22 protein-coding genes are annotated in these 19,841 nt (G+C 67.5%); 12 read left to right on the top strand and 10 right to left on the bottom strand.

The window, feature by feature from the left end; all coding sequences use genetic code 11:
* The first annotated feature begins 75 nt into the window (after positions 1–75).
* Together N5095_RS13350 and N5095_RS13345 are read left to right on the top strand one after the other, a co-directional pair.
* Positions 76–1,911, top strand: coding sequence for an ATP-dependent DNA ligase (locus N5095_RS13350; protein WP_267623379.1), 1,836 nt, complete (start codon positions 76–78; stop codon positions 1,909–1,911).
* Positions 1,912–1,917: 6 nt separating this feature from the next.
* Complete coding sequence (locus N5095_RS13345) at positions 1,918–2,949, top strand: MBL fold metallo-hydrolase RNA specificity domain-containing protein (protein WP_267623378.1); 1,032 nt, start codon at positions 1,918–1,920, stop codon at positions 2,947–2,949.
* 38 nt (positions 2,950–2,987) lie between these two features.
* Here the strand turns inward: N5095_RS13345 and N5095_RS13340 are convergent, their stop codons facing one another.
* A complete protein-coding gene (locus N5095_RS13340) occupies positions 2,988–3,746 on the bottom strand; it encodes a GNAT family N-acetyltransferase (protein ID WP_267623377.1) in 759 nt (252 codons plus the stop codon).
* Between the two features lie 102 nt (positions 3,747–3,848).
* Here N5095_RS13340 and N5095_RS13335 point away from each other — a divergent pair, with 102 nt between their 5' ends.
* From N5095_RS13335 to N5095_RS22375, 7 genes are all read left to right on the top strand, one after another.
* A complete protein-coding gene (locus tag N5095_RS13335; protein WP_267623376.1) occupies positions 3,849–4,523 on the top strand; it encodes a haloacid dehalogenase type II in 675 nt (224 codons plus the stop codon).
* A gap of 163 nt (positions 4,524–4,686) precedes the next feature.
* Positions 4,687–6,087 carry a substrate-binding protein gene (locus N5095_RS13330; protein ID WP_303651651.1) on the top strand — a complete coding sequence of 467 codons (1,401 nt, stop codon included), beginning with the start codon at positions 4,687–4,689 and terminating at the stop codon, positions 6,085–6,087.
* Between the two features lie 134 nt (positions 6,088–6,221).
* Positions 6,222–7,157, top strand: a complete 936-nt coding sequence (locus tag N5095_RS13325; RefSeq protein WP_267623375.1) for a branched-chain amino acid ABC transporter permease — start codon at positions 6,222–6,224, stop codon at positions 7,155–7,157.
* On the top strand, positions 7,154–8,341 hold the full coding sequence (locus N5095_RS13320; RefSeq protein WP_267623374.1) for a branched-chain amino acid ABC transporter permease: 1,188 nt from the start codon (positions 7,154–7,156) through the stop codon (positions 8,339–8,341). Before N5095_RS13325 ends, N5095_RS13320 begins: the two co-directional genes overlap by 4 nt.
* A complete protein-coding gene (locus tag N5095_RS13315; RefSeq protein ID WP_267623373.1) occupies positions 8,341–9,099 on the top strand; it encodes an ABC transporter ATP-binding protein in 759 nt (252 codons plus the stop codon). Before N5095_RS13320 ends, N5095_RS13315 begins: the two co-directional genes overlap by 1 nt.
* The gene (locus N5095_RS13310; protein ID WP_267623372.1) at positions 9,096–9,839 is read left to right on the top strand and encodes an ABC transporter ATP-binding protein; all 744 of its coding nucleotides are present in this window, start codon (positions 9,096–9,098) and stop codon (positions 9,837–9,839) included. Before N5095_RS13315 ends, N5095_RS13310 begins: the two co-directional genes overlap by 4 nt.
* Before the next feature lies 1 nt (position 9,840).
* A complete protein-coding gene (locus tag N5095_RS22375; RefSeq protein WP_267623371.1) occupies positions 9,841–10,542 on the top strand; it encodes a thioredoxin family protein in 702 nt (233 codons plus the stop codon).
* A gap of 61 nt (positions 10,543–10,603) precedes the next feature.
* Here N5095_RS22375 and N5095_RS13300 read toward each other — a convergent pair whose 3' ends face one another.
* The 6 genes from N5095_RS13300 to N5095_RS13275 form a co-directional block, all read right to left on the bottom strand.
* On the bottom strand, positions 10,604–11,002 hold the full coding sequence (locus N5095_RS13300) for a universal stress protein (RefSeq protein ID WP_267623370.1): 399 nt from the start codon (positions 11,000–11,002) through the stop codon (positions 10,604–10,606).
* Positions 11,003–11,075: 73 nt separating this feature from the next.
* Entirely contained in the window at positions 11,076–11,336 is a 261-nt protein-coding gene (locus N5095_RS13295) for a DUF7520 family protein (RefSeq protein WP_267623369.1), read from the bottom strand.
* 409 nt (positions 11,337–11,745) lie between these two features.
* On the bottom strand, positions 11,746–13,536 hold the full coding sequence (locus N5095_RS13290) for a cbb3-type cytochrome c oxidase subunit I (protein ID WP_267624481.1): 1,791 nt from the start codon (positions 13,534–13,536) through the stop codon (positions 11,746–11,748).
* A gap of 86 nt (positions 13,537–13,622) precedes the next feature.
* A complete protein-coding gene (locus tag N5095_RS13285; RefSeq protein WP_321169803.1) occupies positions 13,623–14,096 on the bottom strand; it encodes a DUF6684 family protein in 474 nt (157 codons plus the stop codon).
* A 124-nt stretch (positions 14,097–14,220) separates the two neighbouring features.
* Positions 14,221–14,583: a DUF7541 family protein gene (locus tag N5095_RS13280; protein ID WP_267623368.1), complete on the bottom strand. Its 363-nt coding sequence runs from the start codon at positions 14,581–14,583 to the stop codon at positions 14,221–14,223.
* Between the two features lie 94 nt (positions 14,584–14,677).
* A complete protein-coding gene (locus N5095_RS13275; protein WP_267623367.1) occupies positions 14,678–14,878 on the bottom strand; it encodes a VNG_1110C family protein in 201 nt (66 codons plus the stop codon).
* A gap of 178 nt (positions 14,879–15,056) precedes the next feature.
* On the opposite strand from N5095_RS13275, the gene N5095_RS13270 reads away from it, so the two are divergent.
* Together N5095_RS13270 and N5095_RS13265 are read left to right on the top strand one after the other, a co-directional pair.
* Complete coding sequence (locus N5095_RS13270; protein ID WP_267623366.1) at positions 15,057–16,169, top strand: OBG GTPase family GTP-binding protein; 1,113 nt, start codon at positions 15,057–15,059, stop codon at positions 16,167–16,169.
* Positions 16,166–16,663: a TIGR04206 family protein gene (locus N5095_RS13265; protein ID WP_267623365.1), complete on the top strand. Its 498-nt coding sequence runs from the start codon at positions 16,166–16,168 to the stop codon at positions 16,661–16,663. Before N5095_RS13270 ends, N5095_RS13265 begins: the two co-directional genes overlap by 4 nt.
* 13 nt (positions 16,664–16,676) lie before the next feature.
* Here N5095_RS13265 and N5095_RS13260 read toward each other — a convergent pair whose 3' ends face one another.
* Positions 16,677–18,140, bottom strand: coding sequence for an MATE family efflux transporter (locus N5095_RS13260; protein WP_267624480.1), 1,464 nt, complete (start codon positions 18,138–18,140; stop codon positions 16,677–16,679).
* 224 nt (positions 18,141–18,364) lie between these two features.
* Between N5095_RS13260 and N5095_RS13255 the strand changes: the two genes are divergently transcribed.
* Positions 18,365–19,138: a VOC family protein gene (locus N5095_RS13255; RefSeq protein WP_267623364.1), complete on the top strand. Its 774-nt coding sequence runs from the start codon at positions 18,365–18,367 to the stop codon at positions 19,136–19,138.
* 24 nt (positions 19,139–19,162) lie between these two features.
* Here N5095_RS13255 and N5095_RS13250 read toward each other — a convergent pair whose 3' ends face one another.
* Both N5095_RS13250 and N5095_RS13245 read right to left on the bottom strand, forming a co-directional pair.
* Positions 19,163–19,588, bottom strand: a complete 426-nt coding sequence (locus N5095_RS13250) for a type II toxin-antitoxin system VapC family toxin (RefSeq protein ID WP_267623363.1) — start codon at positions 19,586–19,588, stop codon at positions 19,163–19,165.
* Entirely contained in the window at positions 19,588–19,833 is a 246-nt protein-coding gene (locus N5095_RS13245; protein ID WP_267623362.1) for an AbrB/MazE/SpoVT family DNA-binding domain-containing protein, read from the bottom strand. Before N5095_RS13245 ends, N5095_RS13250 begins: the two co-directional genes overlap by 1 nt.
* Between the last annotated feature and the right edge of the window lie 8 nt (positions 19,834–19,841).

Raw genomic sequence — 19,841 nt, 5'->3', positions numbered from 1 at the left:
GAACCCTGATTCTGACCCTGACCCTGATTGCACGGCGAACGCGCTTATGCTCGCTGACTCCATAGCCGAATCCAGATGGAGTACGCCGCGCTCGCCGACATCTACCGGCGGCTCGAAGCCACCCCGGCAGACCTGGAGAAGACCGCCATCGTCGCCGAAACGCTGGCGGCGGCCCCCCGCCCGCCCGAGGCGGCCGAGGACCACCTCCCGCTTCTCGCGACGCTCGTCCGCGGGAACGCCTTCGCCGACTGGGAGGGCGACGAACTCGGCGTCTCCTCCAGTCTGACCCGGCAGGCGGTCGTCAAGGCCACCGGCGTCGACGCCGACGAACTCGACGCCCAGTACCGCGAGCGGGGGGACCTCGGCGACGCCGCGGCGTGGGCGGTCGAGAATCGCGTCCAGCGGACGCTCGTCTCGGAGACGCTCACCGTCGCGGGGGTCGTCGAGACGCTCCGGTCCCTCCCGGGGTTCGAAGGGGAGGGGAGCCGCGACCGCCGGGTCGACGCCGTCGCCGACTTGGTCGCCGACGCCGACCCCGACGAGGCGCGCTACGTCGTCCGGACGGTCGTCGGCGCCATGCGCCTCGGCGTCGGCGAGGGCACCGTTCGCGACGCGGTGGCGCAGGCGTTCCTCGCCGGGGCGGAGGACGCCGACTCCGACGACGAGACGGCCGTCGCCGCCGTTGAGCGCGCCCACCAGGTGACCAACGACTTCCGGGTCGTCGCGACGACGGCTCGGGACGAGGGTCTCGACGGTCTCCGCGGACTCGACGTCGAACTGTTCCGTCCCATCAAGGTGATGCTCGCCGGGAAGGCGGAGGGGTTGGCGTCGGGACTGGTCGAGGTCGTCGGCGGTGACGACCCGGAAGGAGGCGAGGTCGACGGTCACGGAGGCGACGAGGGGGACGGAGGCGACGAGAGCAATGGTGCCGGCGACCGCGACGACGTACTCGTCGAGTACAAGTACGACGGGATTCGCGCCCAACTTCACAAGGACGGCGAGGAGGTGCGCGTCTTCACTCGTCGGCTCGACGACGTGACCGAGGCGTTTCCCGACCTCGTCCGGGCGGTCCGCGAGGGGGTCGACGTCGAGACCTGCATCCTCGAAGCGGAGGTCGTCGGCTACGACCCCGACACCGGGCGCTCGGTGCCGTTCCAGCGACTCTCCAGACGCGTCAAGCGCACCGAGGGAGTCGAAGCGATGGCCGAGGAGATTCCGGTCGTCGCCTACCTGTTCGACGCCGTCTACGTCGACGGCGACACCCTACTCGACACTCCGCTTCGGGAGCGACTCGACCGACTCGACGGCGCGTTCGAGGCGACGGACCTCGACGTCGAAGCGGCCGAACGCGTCCACGGCCCCAGCGACGAGGCGGCCGCGGAGCTGTACGAGGCCGCCCTCGCGGACGGTCACGAGGGCGTCGTCCTGAAGAACCTCGCGGCGACGTACCAGCCCGGCTCCCGCGTCGGCTACATGATGAAGGTGAAGCCGACGATGGAGCCGCTCGACCTGGTGGTCGTCGGCGCCGAGTGGAGCCAGGGGAGAAAGAGCGACTGGCTCGGTCGGCTCCACCTCGCCTGCACGGCCGACTCGGCAGACCCGAGAGAGTCGACCGATTCGACCGGGTCGGGGTTCGTCAAGGTCGGCCGGATGTTCTCGGGGCTCACCGACGAGCAACTGGTGGAGATGACCGAGCGCCTCGAACCGCTCGTCGTCGAGGACCGGGGGAACGAGGTGGTCGTCCGCCCCAAGGTCGTCGTCGAGGTGGAGTACGAGGAGATACAGTCCTCGCCGCGATACGAATCCGGGTTCGCCCTGCGCTTCCCCCGGTTCCTCGGCTTCCGGGACGACCTCGGGCCGGCGGACGCCGACGCGCTGTCGAAAGTCGAAGAGCTGTACGAGGGGCAGTGAACAACGATGAGCAACGTCCGCTACACCGACGGCATCCGCATCGACCTCGCGACCGGCGAGACGGTCGCCTGCGACAGCGAGGACGTCACCGGCGACGTGAACGCCCTGAGTCACGCCCACGGCGACCACCTCTACCGGGCGACGCCGGGTTCGCTGGTCTGCTCCGAGCTGACGGCCGCGCTCGCCAACCACCGCCGCGGCGAGGACGCGGTCCCCCTCGAACGCACCGACCACCCCGCCATCCGGCAGGTAGACGCCGGTCACGTCGCCGGGTCGCGGGCGACGTACGTCGACGAGAGCGAGGTGCCACGCACCTCTGCCGACCGAACGCAGTCCGGTGACGGCGAGACCGTCTTCTGCTACACGGGCGACTGCTCGACGCGCGACCGCGACTACCTCACCGGGTTCGACCCCGAGCCGGCCGACGTGCTGATAATCGAGACGACGTACGGCAAACCGGAGTACGTCTTTCCCGAGCAGCAGGAGTTGGAGCGACGCATCGTCGACTGGCTCGACGAGGAGTACGACTCGCCGGTGCTGCTGTTCGGCTACTCGCTGGGACGCGCCCAGAAGCTCCAGCGTCTCGTCGCCCGCTCCGAGCGCGACCGGCTGTTCGTCACGAAGGCCGTCGCGGGAGTCAACGGCGTCATCGGGGAGCATCTGGGCATCGACTTCGGCGCCGAGCGCTACCGCCGGGAGACCGAGTTGGGCGCCGGCGACGCGCTCGTACTCCCCTCGCGGACGAGCAAGCTGGCGTTCGTCGACGACATCGTCGAGGAGACGGGCGCCATCAAGGCCGGCTTCTCCGGGTGGGCGACGAACGACTCCTTTCGTTACCGCGGCGGCTACGACGAGACGTTCGTGCTCTCGGACCACTGCGACTTCAGCGAACTGTGCGACGTGGTCCGGGCCGTCGACCCGGAACAGGTGTACACGAACCACGGGTTCGACGAGGCGTTCGCCGACCACCTCGCGACGAACATGGGGTACGAGGCACGACCGCTGAAGCGCAACCAGTCGTCGCTGAGCGACTTCTGACCACCCGGGAAAGAGAACGGAAGACGGGAAGACGAGCGCTACAGGTACGAAGCGTCCCAGCGGGAGGGCTTCCGCTTGTTCTCGCAGTCGTTGCACTCGATGCGGCCCATCGCGTCCATCGCGATGTCGAAGCTCTCACAGTGGCCACAGAAGTAGCCGTAGCGCTCCTCGCGGTTCTCGTCCATGTACGCGACGAACAGCGGCCCCTTGTCGCCGCGGTCGGCCTCGTCGTAGGCGACGTACACCGTCCGACCGTCCTCCAGTTCGCGGGGGTCGAGCGGCGCCTCGTACTCCTCGCCTTCCTCCCCGGGGAGTTTGACGAACGACCACTCGGTGAACGTGCCGTCGCCGATTTCGACCTCGCGCTCGTCGCCGCGGTCGTAGCCGTGGCTCTCGTAGAACTCCGGACCCGACTCGTTGGCCTCGAGTACGCGGCCCTTCAGGCGGACGATACCGCTGTCGACGAGACGCCCCTCGGTCTCGGTGAGGAGCTTCGAGCCGTACCCGTGACCCCGGTGGTCCGGGTGGACGTGGAGCCAGTTGACGTCGCCCGTCTGGTTCTCGAGCTGGGTGAGGTAGCTCTGTGAGAACGCGACGACGGTGTCGTCCTCGACGCCGACGAGCAACAACGCCTCGTCGTCCGCGAGCTCCGCTTCGAACCCGTCGCCGTACCAGTTGTCGACGGCCTCCTCGATCAGCTCCTCGGACAGCGCCGGGGTGTAGGAGGCGAGCAGCGACTCCCGGGCGACGGTTCGGATGCCTTCGATATCGTCGTCGGTGGCCTCACGAATCTCCATGCCGGCAGTGCGTGGCCTCGCCACAAAAAGCTACGCGGCCGATTTCGGCAACGGTCGCCCGTTCGCCGACGTGTATCTGTCTCGGTGACGAACGACCCGGCCATGGCGCGAACCTTCTGCTTCGACATGTACGGCACGCTCTGTGATACGAGTAGCGTGACGGCGACGCTCGGCGAGGAACTCGGCGTCTCGGCGGCGCTCGTCGACGAAATCGACGCGACCTGGCGCCGCCGCCAGCTCGAGTACGCGAACCAGGTGTCGCTGATGGAGGCGTACCGGCCGTTCTGGGAGGTCACGAGCGCCGCCCTCGACTACGCGCTCGCCCGGTACGCCCTCTCGCCGGACGAGGAGACGCGCGAGCGAATCCTCGACGCGTACAACCACCTCGACCCCCACGAAGGGGCCGCGGAGACGCTCGAACGGCTCGGTGCGGCCGACCACGCCGTCACCGTGTTGTCGAACGGCAACCCGGAGATGCTGGAGCGACTCGCGGAGAACGCCGGTCTCGCCCCCCATCTCGACGACCTCGTCAGCGCCGACGAGGTGTCGACGTTCAAGCCGTCCCCGGCGGTGTACGAGAACGCCGCCGAGCGCACCGGGCGCGACATCGGCGACTGCACGCTCGTCTCGGGCAACGCCTGGGACGTAGCCGGGGCCGGAGCGGCCGGGATGGAGACGGCGTGGGTGAACCGCGCGCGAGACCCGCCCGAGGAAATCGGGGCCGACCCGACCGACGAGTTCCGCACGCTCACCGACGTCGCGGTCGCGTTCGAGTAGACCGACCGACGGAACGGACTTCTCTCCGCCTCGGTTCGGCTGGAACAACTATATCATGATAGATTATACCATATAATGTATAGGGAGATGATATAACTATCATTATCCTGGCTTAGGGCATTACGTACACAACTATTATTAACGAAGTACGCTGGCAATAACCATGGCACGGGATACCGATTTGCCAACCAGACGCGACGTGTTGAAGACGACCGGCGCCGCGGGCGCGGTCGGCATCGCCGGCCTGGCTGGCTGTACAGGTGGGGGCGGTGATTCGGGTAACGGCTCCGGCGGCGAGGGTGGCTCTGGCAACGGCTCCGGTGGCGGCTCCGGGTCCGACGACTACCCGGCGCTCGGCAACTACCCCATCGAGGGTGACACGGCCGTGCTCGGCTTCAACGTCCCGCAGTCCGGACCGTACGCCTCGGAGGGGCAGGACGAACTGCGGGCGTACGAACTGGCGGTGAAGCACCTGAACAACGGCGGCGGGTGGGTCGACTCCCAGTTCGACGACCTCTCGGGGGACGGGGTCCTCGGCATGGAGATAGACTACGTGAGCGGCGACACCGCGACCGACGCCGACACCGCTCGCCAGTCCGCCCAGCGGATGATTCAGCGGGACAACGTCATCATGATAACCGGCGGGTCGTCCTCCGCGACGGCCATCGCCATGCAGGAGCTGTGTCAACAGGAGAAGGTCATGTTCATGTGCTGTCTGACCCACTCTAACGACACCACCGGCAAGAACTGTGTGCGCTACAGCTTCCGCGAGATGTTCAACGCGTACATGACGGGACAGGCGCTCGCGCCGGTCGTCACCGAGGAGTACGGCGGCGACAACGAGTTCTACCAGCTGTACGCCGACTACTCCTGGGGACAGACCCAGCAGTCCTCGATGCAGATGTTCTTAGAGGAGGCCGGCTGGTCGCAGGTCGAGAGCGTCCCGACGCCGCTCGGCACGTCGGACTACTCCTCGTACCTGTCGGAGGCCGCGAACTCCGGCGCCGACGTCATCGTCCTCAACCACTACGGGCTGGACGGCGCGAACTCGCTCTCGCAGGCGGTCGACATGGGCATCGACCAGGACATGGAACTGCTCGTTCCCCTGTACAATCGCCCGATGGCCGAGGCGGCGGGCGGCGCCATCAGCGGCGTGTTCGGGACGGCCGCGTGGGACGCACAGCTCGACAACGAGCCGTCACAGCAGTTCACGCAGGTGTTCAACGAGGAGTACGAGCGGACGCCCTCGGGGCCGGCACAGCTCGCGTACGCCCAGACGCTCCAGTACGCCGCCGCCGTCGAGCGCGCCGGGACGTTCTACCCGCCGGAGGTCATCAAGCAGCTCGAAGACTACGAGTACGACAACATCGGCATGGGCCAGGAACTGATGCGCAAGTGCGACCACCAGGCTCAGCGCGACGTGCCGGTCGTCCGAGGACTGCCCGCCGACCAGCAGGAGCAGGGCACCTACTTCGAGATAGTCAACGTGACCAGCAGAGACGACCTCGGCTACGGCTGCGACGAGGGCCCGGCCGCGGAGTGCGAACTCGGTAGCTACGAGTAGTCGCTCCGCGAGCCGATGTCGCTATCTTCATGCTATTTAGTGAAAGACGCATACGCAAGGTACATGAGTAAGTCAAACACACGCACGTCGATTCGAACCTCTCGGGCGAGTAGCCGTCCGGCGGGGGTGGACGAATGAGTCTCCTCGCCGACGTTCTGACCGTGCTGCTGAACGGTCTCCAGCAGGGGGCCATCTTCGCCCTGTTGGCCGTCGGGCTGTCGATAATTCTCGGCACCCTGAAGTTCGTGAACTTCGCCCACGGGGCGCTGTACGTCGTCGGGACGTACACCGGTCTGCTCGTGGCACACGAGATCGCCCTGACGAGCGGGAAGCTCCAGTCGTGGGGGTTCACCTCCCTCGGACTCGACCTCGGGTTCTTCGCGGCGCTCGTCGTCGTCCCGCTGTTCGTCTTCGTCGTCGGCCTCGGGATGGAGCGGTTCGTCGCGCGACCGTTCTACGACCGTCCCGACACCGACCAGATTCTGGTGACGTTCGGGCTGGCAATCGTCGTCCAGGAGCTGTTTCGCATCCTCTTCGGCTCGAACAGCCTCCCGTTCGACCAGCCGGCGTGGGCCGCGGGCCCCATTGCCCTCCCGGTCGTCGGGAACTTCTCGCAGTGGCGGCTGTACGTCATCGCCATCACCGCGGTGCTCGTGCTCGTCGTCTACGCCCTCGTCGAGTACACCGACTTCGGGCTGGTCGTCCGCGCGGGGACGCGCGACGCGGAGATGGTCCGCCTGCTCGGCATCAAGATCACCCGGCCGTACATCGTCGTCTTCGGCATCGGCGCGGCGCTCGCCGGCGTCGCGGGCGTCGTCGGCGGCCCGTTGAACGTCGTCAACCCGACTGTCGGGACCGACATCCTCGTTCCGGCGTTTCTCACCGTCGTCATCGGCGGCGTCGGGAGTATCGTGGGGGCCGTCATCGGCGGCGTCATCTTCGGGCTCACGACCGCGACGCTGGTCGCGGTCGCGCCAGCGTGGTCCCAAATCGGCCTGTACGCCATCGCGGCGGTCATCCTCCTGACGCGACCGCAGGGCATCCTCGGTAACGAGGAGGTGGCGCCGTGAGCGACGAGACCCAGGACGCGACCGCTCAGGGAGCGGCTCCTTCGGAGGGCGTCGCCGAGAAGGAGGGGTTCGCCGGCTACGAACTCGACACCGCACGCGAACCGGTCGTCGTCGGGGCGACGGCGCTGTTCGTCCTGGTCTTCCCCTACGTGTTCGCCCGGATGCCCGTCGTGAGCGGCATCCTGCAGGGGTATCAGGGGCTCGCGACGCTCATGCTCATCTGGGGCATCTTCGCGCTCGGGTTCGACCTCCTGCTCGGCTACACCGGACTGCTGTCGTTCGGTCACGCCGCGTTCTGGGGTGGCTCCGCCTACGCGGCGGGCGTCTTCTCGCAGTTCGCGGCGGAGTCGCTCGGCTTCGAGGCCGGCCCGGTGATTATCGTCGTCGTCGGGACCCTGTTTGCCGTCCTGTTGGCGTGGGGGCTCGGGTTCCTCTCGCTGCGGCGCGGGGGAATCTACTTCTCCATCCTCACGCTCGCGTTCGCCCAGATGATGTTCTACCTCTCCTCGGCGCCGCTGTCGGGAATCACCGGCGGTGAGAACGGGTTCACCGCCGTCACGGTCGGGCACCTGTTCGGGGTGTTCGAGCTCGAGTCGGAGTTACCCTCGGTTCTGGGGACGCTCATGGGGACGTGGCTGTACGCGTTCGTCGGTCTCATGACGGTGGTCTCGGTCGCCGTCGCGTACCGCATCCTCAACTCGCCGTACGGGATGGTGTTCCGCGCCATCCGCGAGAACGAACAGCGCACCGAGTTCGTCGGACTCAACGTCTGGCGGTACAAGCTGATGTCCTTCGTCATCTCGGGGGCGTTCGCCGGCGTCGCCGGGAGCCTCTTCACCATCCACGGGAACTACGTCCCGCTCCAATCGCTGTACTGGACCGAGAGCGGCGAAATCGTCATCATGGCCGTACTCGGCGGCGCCGGGTCGCTGTTCGGCCCGATGCTCGGCGCCGGCATCTACCTCTACTTCGAGAACATCGTCAGCGGCGTGCGCGACCTGACGGTGCCGTTCACCGACATCGTCCTGCTCCAGGGGTTCGGCGAGTACTGGCACCTCCTCTTGGGGGTCCTGTTCGTGCTCGTCGTGTGGTTCTTCCCGCGGGGAATCTGGGGGCTGTTCCAGGACCTCCGAAACCGCGTCACCGGCGGCGACTCGGCGGCGGAGACGGGGGGTGAGCGCTGATGGCGCTCCTCGAAACCGACGGGCTGGTGAAGGAGTTCGGCGGCCTCGTCGCCACCGACGACGTGAACCTCACCGTCAACGAGGACGAGCGCGTCTCCATCATCGGCCCGAACGGGGCCGGGAAGTCGACGCTCATCAACCTCATCACCCGCCGGCTGGACCCCACCGAGGGCGACATCCGGTTCAAGGGCGAGTCCATCGTGAAGATGGAACCGCACGAGGTGGTTCAGCGGGGCGTCTCGAAGTCGTTCCAGACCGCCTCCATCTTCCCCGACCTCACGGTCCGGGAGAACGCCGAAATCGCGGCACTCGCCGCGGAGCGGGGGTCGTTCGGCTTCGACTTCCTCACCCACCGGCGGAAGCTCCACGGCGTCCACGAGGTCGCCGCGGACACCCTTGACGCGGTCGGCCTGCTCGACCGCGCCGAGACGCCGGCGGAGGACCTCCCCTACGGTGACAAGCGCCGCCTCGAAATCGGCATCGCACTCGCCAGCGAGCCCGACCTCCTCCTGATGGACGAGCCGACCGCCGGCATGTCGCCGGAGGAGACCCGCTCGACGGTCGACCTCATCGAGGAGGTCAAAGAGCGCATGGGGCTCACCTTCGTGCTCGTCGAACACGACATGGAGATCGTCTTCAGCATCTCCGACCGCATCGTCGTCCTCAACCGCGGCCGCGTCATCGCGGAGGGGACCCCCGACGAAATTCGAGGCGACGAACAGGTCCAGGAGGCGTACCTCGGGGGGGTGGAGCTATGAGCCTCCTGGAGTTGGACGCCGTCGACGCCTACTACGGCGAGTCCCACATCCTGCGGGACCTCTCGATGACCGTCGAAGACGGCGAAATCTGTGCCCTCCTCGGGCGCAACGGCGCCGGGAAGACGACGACGCTTCGCTCCATCTCCGGGGCGACGCCGCCGCAGGTCCGCGACGGCACGGTCCGGTTCAAGGACGAGGACATCACCGGCGTCCCGGCCGAGGACGTCTCGGCGCGGGGCATCTCGCTCGTCCCCGAGGAGCGACGAGTGTTCCCGAACCTCACCGTCGCCGAGAACCTCCACCTCGCGGAGGTCGTCGGCAACAAGTCCAACACCTGGGGTCGGAGCCTGACGTTCGAACACAAAGGTGCCACCACCGAGCAGGTGTACGAGGACTTCCCCCGCCTGCGCGAGCGTAAAGACCAGAAGGCCGGCACGCTGTCGGGCGGCGAACAGCAGATGCTCGCCATCGCCCGCGCGCTCAAACAGAACACCGACCTGATGCTACTCGACGAGCCCTACGAGGGGTTGGCGCCGAAGATCATCGAGGACGTCGAGGCGGCGGTCCACCGACTCAACGAGGAGGGCACCACCGTCCTCCTCGTCGAGCAGAACGCGGCGGCGGCCATCAAAATCGCAGACCGCGCGTACGTCGTCGACCAGGGGTCCATCGTCTTCGACGGGACGGCCGAGGAACTCCGCGAGGACGAGGAGACTCGCGAGCGGTATCTGGGGGTCTGACGTGGCGGGACCGTCGTCACAGAACACCGAATCCGCGGTCGACCCCGAGGCCGCCCTCGACGAACTCGTCGCCGCCGGCGTCGTCGACGAGGAGGCCGACGGGAGCCTCACTACCACCGACGCGTTCGAGGACACTCGACGAATCTACCACGACAGCTACGTCGATGCGAGCGACGAGCGCTTCCACGATACCGTCGCGGAGCTGTTCGGGCTCGACCGCGACGACGCCGCGACCCACGTCGAGCGCCACGGGGTCACTCGCGAGGAGCTCGTCGCGTACCTCTCGCTCCGGTCGTTCCTCGAGACCCCACCCGGACAGGAGACGCTCGCGGTGATGGCCGCGCTGGTCGCCGAGGTCGGGCCGGGGACGCCCGTTCCTGACGGGTTGGAAGTGCTCGACGAGGAGTCCTGGCGGGACTTCCTCACGGCCACCCCCGACGCGGTGGTGACGGTGTGGGCCCACGGCTGTGCGCCCTGCGAGGCGATGAAAGCCGACATCGAGTCCATCCTCGACACACTCCCCGAGGGTGTCGCCGTCGCCGGCATCGACGGGGAGACCTGCTTCGACTTCCGACTGGAGTACGAGGTGAACGCCGCGCCGGCGTTCGTCTGCTTCCGCGACGGCGAGCATCGCCTGACCGAGACCGGTCGGAAGCGCCCCGAGGCGGCCGCGGAGCTGTTCGCGTCGGTGTACGAGACGTAGCCGGCCGGAGCCAGTTCGGCAGAGAAGCGACCGTCGAACCTCTCCTTTCTCCTCGTCGGCGTTACTCGTCGACCAGCCCGGCGACCATCACCGGGCGGCCGGCGCTGAGGATGACCGTCTGGGTGACGCTCCCGAACAGCGCCTTCCCGGCTGGCGAGCGTTTCCGACCGCCGACGACGATGAGGTCGGCGTCGGTTCCCTCCGCGGCGTCGATGATGGCCTCGGCGGCGTCGCCGCTCGACTCCTCGACCTCGTAGCCGATTCCCGCGTCGTCGAAGAGGTCCGAGACCTTCCGGACCGACCCGATCTGGGTCGCGGAGGCTCCGCTCGGGTTGTCCTGGAAGCTGTGGATAACCGTCACTTCCTTCTCGGAGCCGTCGCCCGGGAGGTCGACGATCTCCTGTGCGCACTGCACCGCCCGCTCGTCGTCCTCGTCGACGCCGAGTACCACGTGATACATACGCGAGAATCCGCGTCTCGAGGCTTAGTCCTTTGGGGGTGGCGACCGCCGGCCACGCTCCGTCGTTCCGGGCTCACGCCTCCACGTCGTCGATGTTCTGTGAGACGTAGCTGACGAGGAGGAGCGGGATTCCGAGCACGAGGGCGATGGTCGCGGCGCCGTAGACGGCGAAGCCGACCGGCGTCGCCGGAAGCTCTATCAGGAACAGGAACGCCGGACGCGTGACGCCGTCGACGAACGTCGCCGTGAGGTAGCCGGCGGCGCCGGCGATGGTGACGAGGGTCGCGTACAGGCCGATGACGAAGCGTCGACCGCTGACTCGACTGCGGCTCACGGTCGTGGCTCGGGTCCGAACGGGATTATCGTTTCCGACTCGTCCGTCTCGTTCGACACTACCCCGGTCACTATCACTCCCCGTTGTCGGCTCGCTTCGCTCACCGACACCGACGCACCTTTGAGCGCACACCGCTACGCTCTAGCCATGACCGACAAGGACCTCCTCGCCCTCGTCCTCGGCGGCGTCGCGCTCCTCATGTTCGCGACCGGAATCATCCTCGCCGTCTGAGCGGACGACGCGGCTGCTTCTCCTCTTCCGACCCGGCGAGCGGCGGCGCTCGGCCGGCGTCGAGAGTCGACCCGCCGCCCTCGAGACGCCCGGCGCCGCCGCTCGACTCTCTCGTTTCTCGTGACCGCGCCGAAACGCGTCGAGAAAAGACCGCCAGGACCGACCGCAGCGGCCGGCGTTACTCGTCGTTCGCGTCCATCGCCCGACCGGAGTCGTCCGAATCCGTGGCGTCCGCCGTCTCCGCCCCGACCGGTCCGTGGAGACCGCCGTCGGTGGCGACCTCCTCGTCGCCGCCGTCGGTGATGGTCGTCTTCAGCTTGCGGTCGAACCACTCCCACTCGCCGGTGTAGAGGTTGTACTCCTTGAGGTTCCACGGGTCGCCGTCCGTGACGACCGGCCCCTCGAAGTACGAGACGACGAAGTTGTACAGCCAGATGAGCCCGCCGATGACCATCAGGAACGCCCCGAGACTGGCGATCTGGTGGAGCGTGGCGAACTGGGGCAGGTACGTCGCGTACCGGCGCGGCATCCCGCCGTAGCCCAGCAGCACCATCGCGAAGAACGTGATGTTGGAGCCGACGATCCACAGCCAGAAGTGGGCCTTCCCGAGCGTGCGCTGGTACATCCGCCCGGAGACGAGCGGGAACCAGTAGTACATGGCCGCGAAGCCGGCGAAGGCGATGGCGCCCATGACGATGAAGTGGAAGTGCCCGACGACGTAGTAGGTGTCGTGTAGCACGAGGTCGACGGGGATGGAGGCGAGGAACACGCCCGTGATGCCGCCGATGATGAAGTTCTGGACGAAGCCGATACAGAACAGCATCGGCGTCGTCAGGCGGAGCTTCCCGTTCCACATCGTCGTCATCCAGTTGAACGTCTTCACTGCCGAGGGGATGGCAATCGCCATGGACACCGCCATGAACGAGGCGCGCAGGCGCGGGTCGATGCCCGTCGCGAACATGTGGTGTGCCCAGACGCCGAAGGAGAGCACGCCGATGGCGAGCGTCGAGTAGACGACGAACTTGAAGCCGAAGAGCCGCCGGCCCGAGAACCGCGGGATGAGCAACGAGACGATACCCATCGGCGGCAAGACGAGGATGTACACCTCGGGGTGGCCGAAGAACCAGAACAGGTGTTGCCAGAGGATGGCGCCCCCGGCGTCGTTGACGAAGAAGGTCGTCCCGAAGTTCCGGTCGAGGACGAGCATCAGCAGCGCGCTCCCCAGCAGGGGGAACGCGAAGAGGATGAGCCCCGACTGAGTGAGGATGGTCCACGAGAAGATGTCGAGGTTGGCCCAGGTGACCTCCTCGGCGCGCTCGGTGATGATGGTCGCGATGAAGTTGATGGACCCCATGGTCGCCGAGACCCCGGTGAGGTGGAGCCCCAGCAGCATCAGGTCGACGCCGGCGTTCGCCTGGTTACCGCCGCCGACACCCGCCGACAGCGGGGTGTACATCGTCCACGCCGTCTGGGCGGGGATGAGGTTCGGGATGGGGAAGAAGCCCGCCCAGATGAGCAGGGCACCGGGCGGCAGCAGCCAGAACGCGATGGCGTTGATACGCGGGAACGCCATGTCGTCCGCGCCGATGAGCAGCGGGATGAAGTAGTTCGAGAACGCCGCGATGATGGGCGTCCCGAAGAGGAACAGCATCGTAATCCCGTGACTCGTCAGCAACGAGTTGTAGAACGTGTTCGAGATGAGGGTCGCCCCGGGGTCGAGGAGCTCCGCCCGCATGACCATCACCATCGCCCCTCCGATGAGGAACGCGATTACTCCGTACAGCCCGTACATGATGCCGATGTCCTTGTGGTCGACGGTGGTGAGCCACCGGGTCAACCCCGAAGGTTTCTCGTGGTGAGCCTGCCCGGTCTCCCCACCGTAGACACCACCGCTACCGAGCGGCGTGTACGAGCGCCAGTTCTCCACCCGGGCGAGCCAGGCGGCGACCCCCACGAGGAGAAGCCCCATGAGGACCGTCAGCGCTAACTCTCCGTTCACTGCAGCCATGGACAACTCTCAGGAGCGGAGGGTAATGAAAGGTTCGGGATTGCCGTCTACGCCGACCGGTCGCCGTCGCCGTCCGTCGATTCCGTGGCTTCGATTTGGGCCGTCTCGCCGTCCTCCTCGGCCGTCTCGTCGCTCTCGACGACTGCCGGCTCGCCGCTCTCGACCGCCGCCGGTTCGTCCGCGTGCTCCGCCGTGGAGTCGCCCTCGAGTTCGGCCGTCTCGCCGTCATCCTCGTCGTGGGTCAGCGGCGGGGTGCCCGGCACCGTCGCCTGTCCCGGCGGGAAGACGGTCTTCGTCTTCTCGTCGCCCGCAATCGCCTTCCCCGAGATGTACGTCAGGATGGCGAGGGCGATGAAGGGGATGATGAGCAGTCCCTGTGCGACGATGGAGAGGAAGTCCCCGAGGCCACCCCACGGGTTCAGTACCGCGAACACGCCGACGAAGAAGAGGATGATGAACAGCGGGACGAAGTTGACCGTGAGGTCGAGGAGCGTCTCCTTGTCGAAGATCTTGTTCGCCATTGGACGGGGGTACGGAAGCGAACGCTAATAGGTTGGTGGTTCGTCGGTGCCCCGGAACGGCCTCGGTGCCCGCTCCGGTTTGACGTGTCGGAGCGGCGTCGGACCGGAGTCGAGACCCGACGTGTCACACCGGCGTCGGACCGGAGTCGACGACCAACTCGCCGACGACGGCGCCGACCAGTAGGATGCCCGCCGCGACGAGGATGGCGTACCCGCGCGTCGCGGCCACGTCGGTCGTCGCGAGCGCGCCGCCGGCGGCGAGAAACACCACCGCGAGGGCGGCGAGCATCCGCCACGGCGTCGAGGCGTAGCCAGCCTCGTGAACCAGTCCGGCGAGGCTCCCACAGAACATCAGGAGGCCACCGACCGCAACCGGGAAGAGGCCGAACAGGATGCCGACCTCCGAGATGACGAAACCGAACGCGACGAAGACGGGCCAGGGGCTCGAGGTCCGATACTGGTCGCTGAGCCCGGGGTTCTCGTCCATAGCCGACATAGTGACCCCAGGGTACAAAGCGTGTCGGAAACGGAATCGAGCGGTGTCGACCCGACGGTCGGGTCCGTCCGGCCCCCTCGCCGACCTACTGTAAGGAGACGCCGTGACGCGCGAGGAAGTCACTCACGGCCTTGATTTCGACCGGGCTACCGATGATTCGGCAGCGGCCGGCCTTCGAGAACACGGTGACGGTGAACTCCGCTTCGAGGTCCCCGCGGATGCCGTCCAGCGAGGTGCAGGGCAGGACTATCTGCGTGCTGTCACGGAGTCTGGCGGCGTCCGGCATCGTCTAGTGGGTCGATGCGGGTGTCGGAGTATAATCGTATCGGAAAGCGGGAGCGAATTTAAACCAGTCGCGTGCGCGCGGAGTAAGCACGGCGAGGTGGCGGCCCGTCACGGGAGGACGCCGGAGCGACGACGCCGGAAGGACAGGTTTTTCGACGGACCCGGCCGACTCCCCTACAATGGGACTGGAGGAGGAAATCGAGGAGATCAAAGAGGAGATCTCCAACACGCCCTACAACAAGTCGACCGAGGGCCACATCGGCCGGCTGAAGGCGAAGCTCGCCGAGAAGAAGGAGAAGTTGGAGAACCGCTCCTCTTCCGGCGGCGGCCACGGCTACGCGGTCGAGAAGACGGGCGACGCCACGGTCGCACTCGTGGGGTTCCCCTCCGTCGGGAAGTCGACGCTCATCAACGCGCTCACCAACGCCGACAGCGAGACGGGGGAGTACGAGTTCACCACCCTGAACGTGAACCCGGGGATGCTGAAGTACAACGGTGCCAACATCCAGGTGCTCGACGTGCCCGGCCTCATCGAGGGCGCCGCCGGCGGACGCGGCGGCGGGAAGGAGGTCCTCTCCGTGGTTCGGACCGCGGACCTCGTGCTGTTCGTCCTCTCAGTGTTCGAAATCGACCAGTACGAGCGCCTGAGCCAGGAACTGTACTACAACAAGATACGTCTCGACACGACCCCGCCGAGCATGACCGTGAACAAGACCGGTCGGGGCGGCATCAACGTCACCACGAACGACCAGGTGAGCCTCGACGAGTCGACCATCAAGGAGGTGCTTCGCGAGCACGGGTACGTCAACGCGGAAGTGACTGTCCGCGGCGACCCCACCATCGACGAACTCATCGACGGCGTGATGGCCAACCGGGTGTACCTCCCCTCGGCGGTCTGCGTGAACAAGGCCGACCTCATCGAGCCCGACTACCTCCCGACGGTGAAGGAGGACCTCCGCGAACACGGAATCGACCCCGAGACGGCGGTGTTCATCAGCGCCGTCGAGGAGAAGGGTCTCGACTCGCTGAAGGAAACCATCTGGGAGCGACTCGGCCTCGTCCGGGTGTACATGGACAAGCCCGGCCGCGGCGTCGACTACGAGGAGCCGCTCGTCCTCCGCGAGGGCGAGTGCACCGTCGGCGACGCGCTCCGGAAACTCGGCGGCAACTTCGAGGAGCGCTTCAAGTTCGCTCGCGTCTCCGGCGACAGCGCCAAACACGACGAACAGCAGGTCGGTCGCGACCACGAACTCATGGACGAGGACGTCCTGCGCATCGTCGCGCGCAAGTGAGTCCCGGCACCGAGGCCGGCGCGGACTCCGACACCAAGTCCGGAGCCGACCGGGAGCGACGACAGTCCACCCGCTCGCGGTTCGCGCTCCCCGCGCTCCTCCTCGCGCCCCTGTTCGTCCCGTGGACGGTGTACGTCGTCGGCGGCGAGGTGGCGCTCGTCTTCCCGTGGGGACTCGTCGACCCCGACCCACTCCACGTGACCGACCTCTACTCGTACTTGTTCGTGTACACGCGCGGGCTCCCCGACTACCTCCTCGCGTGGCCCCTGAGCGCGCTCCTCTACGCCGCCGCCCTCGCGAGCGACGCGGTCGGCCGACTCCGCGGCGCCGACACCGCCACCGTCACCGCACTCACGCTCGGGTTCGCCGGGGTGGCCCACCTCTCCGTCTCGCAGGGGCTCGCCGTCCAGCCGGGCCGTGCCGCCTACCCCCTGGGGACGGCCGCCCTGTGGGCGGTGGCGCTGGTCGTCTACTGGACCGGCGGCGACGAGTGAGCCGGCGTTACGCTCAGTCGGCGGCTGCAGCCTCGGGGCGGTACTCCCGGCTGATGGCCTTCCACTTCCCGGTCGCGAACCGGTAGTAGTTGATCGCGGCGGGGACGCTCGTCTCCGCGAGGAAGGCGAGGTACAGTCCCGTGAGCCCCAGCGAGGTCGTCGCCCCGAGGTAGGTCAGCGGGATGGAGAGCCCGAACATCCCCAGGAACTGGCTGTAGAACGGCCAGCGGGTGTCGCCGCTGGCGTCGAGCGGGCCGGCGGCGCCGCCGGAGACGCCCTGTAGGACGACGGCGACGCAGGCGACGTAGACGAGCGTGACGGCGACGGGGACCGCGGGGTCCGCGGGGTCGTCGACGAACAGCCGGACGATGGGGCCGGCGAAGAGCGCGACCAGCGCCGCCGAGACGAGGTAGGTCGCGACCGCGTAGCGGATGATTTCGACCCCGTACGCCTCCGCGGTCGCCTCGTCGCCGGTACCGAGCGCCTGACCGACCAGACTGGAGGAGGCGAGGCCGAACCCCCAGCCCGGCGTGTTCATGATGCCCCAGACCCGCCGGGCGATGACGAACGCGGCGACGACCGTCGGCCCGAAGGCGGCGAGGATGGCGAGCATCGGGAACTCCGCGACGGTCCAGACGAGGTTGCGTCCCATCACCGGGAGGCCGATGGAGACGAGGTCGCGGGCGGTGCCGAGGTCGAGGACCGGTCCGAACGGGTCGATTCGCACGGGGAACTCGCCGACGCCCGGGAGTCCTCCCCGACTCAGGCCGAGGGCGAACGCGCCGGTGACGACGACGTTCGAGAGGACGGTGCCGACGGCGGCGCCGACGACGCCCATGTCGAGGCCGAAGATGAGAGCCGCGCTGGCGACGACGTTGAAGACGGCGCCGCCGGCTCGGAGCTGCATCGCCGTGTAGGCGTCGTCGCTGCCGACGAGTACCCGGCTGCCGACGAGGTTCAGCGCGGCGAAGGGGACGCCGAGGCCGACGACCTGGAGGTAGGCGGCGCCGAGCGTGACCGCTTCGGGCGTGTCGCTCAGGACGCCGATGAGGGCCGGAGCGAACAGCCAGAAGGCCGCCGCGATGGGAAGCGTGGCGGCGACGACGACGGCGACGCTCGTCCGGACCGCGAGACCGAGCCCCTCGTCGGCGCCGGCGCCGAAGCGCTGGGAGACGAGGGCGATGGTGCCGGCGGCGACGCCGCCGCCGACGGAGAACGCGAGTCCCCAGTACGGCGCGGCGAAGCCGACGCCGGTGATGGCGACGGTGCCGGCGGCGACGCCGACCATCGCCACGTCGACCGCGTTCTTCGACATCCGGGCGACGCCGGTGACGACGCGGGGCCACGCGAGGTCGGCGGTGCGGACCGCGCGCTCCCGGTCGACCAGCCCCAGACGCGCGAGGAGCAGGCCGACCGCGACGACGACGAGGTGGACCGGGTTGCGCACGCGCGAGCGGGCGCGGTGTACCCAGTGGATGGCAGGGGAGAGGACGGAGCGGAGGGCGGCGGAGAGACGGGACACGTCGATACCGACTGTTTCGGTTCGTAGGTTATGGGGCTGTCGACCCGGGGAAGCGTCGACACGGGCTAGCACGTTCCTCGCGCCGTGTCGGTCGGCCTCGCGCCGCTTCGACCTCGCGTCGCCCCGTCACGCTTTCCGCCGCCGGTAGTCTTTTCGAGCGCTCGGCCCTTCGTTCGGGCATGTCCGGCGTACTCGACCACACCATGATGCGCGTCGAAGACCTCGACGCGTCGCTCGACTGGTACACCACCCACCTCGACTACGAGGAGAAGGGTCGCTGGGAGGCGGACACCTTCACCAACGTCTACCTCGGCCCCGAGGACCTCCACGAGGAGGGGGCCGTGCTCGAACTCACGTACAACCACGACGACCGGAGCTACGAGATGGGCGACGCGTGGGGCCACATCGCCGTCCGCGTCCCGGAGGGCGAACTGGAGTCTTCCTACCAGCAGTTGATGGACGAGGGCGTCGAGGACTACCGCGACCCCGAGTCCTGTGACTACAACTACGCGTTCGTGAAGGACCCCGACGGTCACGAGGTCGAAATCGTCAAGCGCGACCCCGACCAGGGCGCGAAGTGGAGCCTCGACCACACCATGATGCGCGTCGAGGACGCCGACGAGGCGCTCGGCTTCTGGACGCGGAAGTTCGAGTACGAGCACACCAGCCGCTGGGAGTCCGACTCGTTCGCGAACTACTTCGTCAAGCCCGAGGGCGCCGCCGACGAGGCGATGGCCGTCGAACTGACGTACAACTACGACGGGCGTACGTACGACATGGGCGACGCGTGGGGGCACGTGGCCGTGCGCGCGGACGACCTCCACGACTACTGGGAGACGCTGATGGAGCGCGAGGCCGAGGACTACCGCGACCCCGAGTCCTGTGACGACATGTACGCGTTCACCAAAGACCCGGACGGCCACGAGATAGAAATCGTCGAGCCGTCGGACTGAGGAGAATCGTCGTCACGGTAAGAATCAGGCCAGCGGGTCGTCCGGTGTCGCGAGTCGAGTGATTCCCTCGACGGCGTCGAAGTCGCCGTCGAACGAGTACAGGTACTCGATTCCGGCCCTGTGCATGTACGTCACGATAGTCGCGTCGACGAACGAGAGTGCGGGGTACTGACGGAACAGCGACTGTGCCGCGTTGAAGTCCACCTGCGTCGCGTGTGCGATCTCGAACCGTGCGCCCGTGACGAGTCGGTCGAGCATCGCGTTCGCCGTTTCAGGACCGAGCTTCTCTCGGATGAGGTTCAGGGTTTCGGCGACGACGTAGTTGGTGACGACGCCAGACGGGAGTTCACCGTGGTCTACGCCACGGACGATCTCACGTGCGGCATCGTGGTACTCGTCCCGGGCACTGGCGGTGGCGAAGAGAACGTTCGTGTCGAGAAGGACCGGCATCACTCGCTGCCGAACTCCCGCTCGATCTCGACGGCGTCGGTCGGACCGGCGTCGACCGGTTCGAAGTCGTCAAAGACACCGTCCCGTTGGTGGACGACCTCGACGGTGACGTTCCCGTCGTCGTCGACACCCCAGCGCAGCTTGTCGCCGGCATCGATACCGAGGCGGTGACGGATCTCCGCCGGAATCGTCACCATCCCTCGGTCGCTCACCTTCGTCTCCTCGTGTGCGTCGTCCGCAGCCATATCAGCAC

The organism is Halobium salinum, from assembly GCF_026586625.1.
Lineage (GTDB): Archaea > Halobacteriota > Halobacteria > Halobacteriales > Haloferacaceae > Halobium > Halobium salinum.
The sequence above is the reverse complement of the archived record's forward strand: the minus strand, read 5'-3'. Positions and strand labels throughout refer to the sequence as shown.

Excerpts from the sequence above, each read along its gene's own strand:
- N5095_RS13350 (WP_267623379.1), top strand. The coding sequence starts at position 76 with ATGGAGTACGCCGCGCTCGCCGACATCTACCGGCGGCTCGAAGCCACC.
- N5095_RS13345 (WP_267623378.1), top strand. The coding sequence starts at position 1,918 with ATGAGCAACGTCCGCTACACCGACGGCATCCGCATCGACCTCGCGACC.
- N5095_RS13340 (WP_267623377.1), bottom strand. The coding sequence starts at position 3,746 with ATGGAGATTCGTGAGGCCACCGACGACGATATCGAAGGCATCCGAACC.
- N5095_RS13335 (WP_267623376.1), top strand. The coding sequence starts at position 3,849 with ATGGCGCGAACCTTCTGCTTCGACATGTACGGCACGCTCTGTGATACG.
- N5095_RS13330 (WP_303651651.1), top strand. The coding sequence starts at position 4,687 with ATGGCACGGGATACCGATTTGCCAACCAGACGCGACGTGTTGAAGACG.
- N5095_RS13325 (WP_267623375.1), top strand. The coding sequence starts at position 6,222 with ATGAGTCTCCTCGCCGACGTTCTGACCGTGCTGCTGAACGGTCTCCAG.
- N5095_RS13315 (WP_267623373.1), top strand. The coding sequence starts at position 8,341 with ATGGCGCTCCTCGAAACCGACGGGCTGGTGAAGGAGTTCGGCGGCCTC.
- N5095_RS13310 (WP_267623372.1), top strand. The coding sequence starts at position 9,096 with ATGAGCCTCCTGGAGTTGGACGCCGTCGACGCCTACTACGGCGAGTCC.
- N5095_RS13300 (WP_267623370.1), bottom strand. The coding sequence starts at position 11,002 with ATGTATCACGTGGTACTCGGCGTCGACGAGGACGACGAGCGGGCGGTG.
- N5095_RS13290 (WP_267624481.1), bottom strand. The coding sequence starts at position 13,536 with ATGGGGCTTCTCCTCGTGGGGGTCGCCGCCTGGCTCGCCCGGGTGGAG.
- N5095_RS13285 (WP_321169803.1), bottom strand. The coding sequence starts at position 14,096 with ATGGCGAACAAGATCTTCGACAAGGAGACGCTCCTCGACCTCACGGTC.
- N5095_RS13280 (WP_267623368.1), bottom strand. The coding sequence starts at position 14,583 with ATGGACGAGAACCCCGGGCTCAGCGACCAGTATCGGACCTCGAGCCCC.
- N5095_RS13275 (WP_267623367.1), bottom strand. The coding sequence starts at position 14,878 with ATGCCGGACGCCGCCAGACTCCGTGACAGCACGCAGATAGTCCTGCCC.
- N5095_RS13270 (WP_267623366.1), top strand. The coding sequence starts at position 15,057 with ATGGGACTGGAGGAGGAAATCGAGGAGATCAAAGAGGAGATCTCCAAC.
- N5095_RS13255 (WP_267623364.1), top strand. The coding sequence starts at position 18,365 with ATGTCCGGCGTACTCGACCACACCATGATGCGCGTCGAAGACCTCGAC.
- N5095_RS13250 (WP_267623363.1), bottom strand. The coding sequence starts at position 19,588 with ATGCCGGTCCTTCTCGACACGAACGTTCTCTTCGCCACCGCCAGTGCC.
- N5095_RS13245 (WP_267623362.1), bottom strand. The coding sequence starts at position 19,833 with ATGGCTGCGGACGACGCACACGAGGAGACGAAGGTGAGCGACCGAGGG.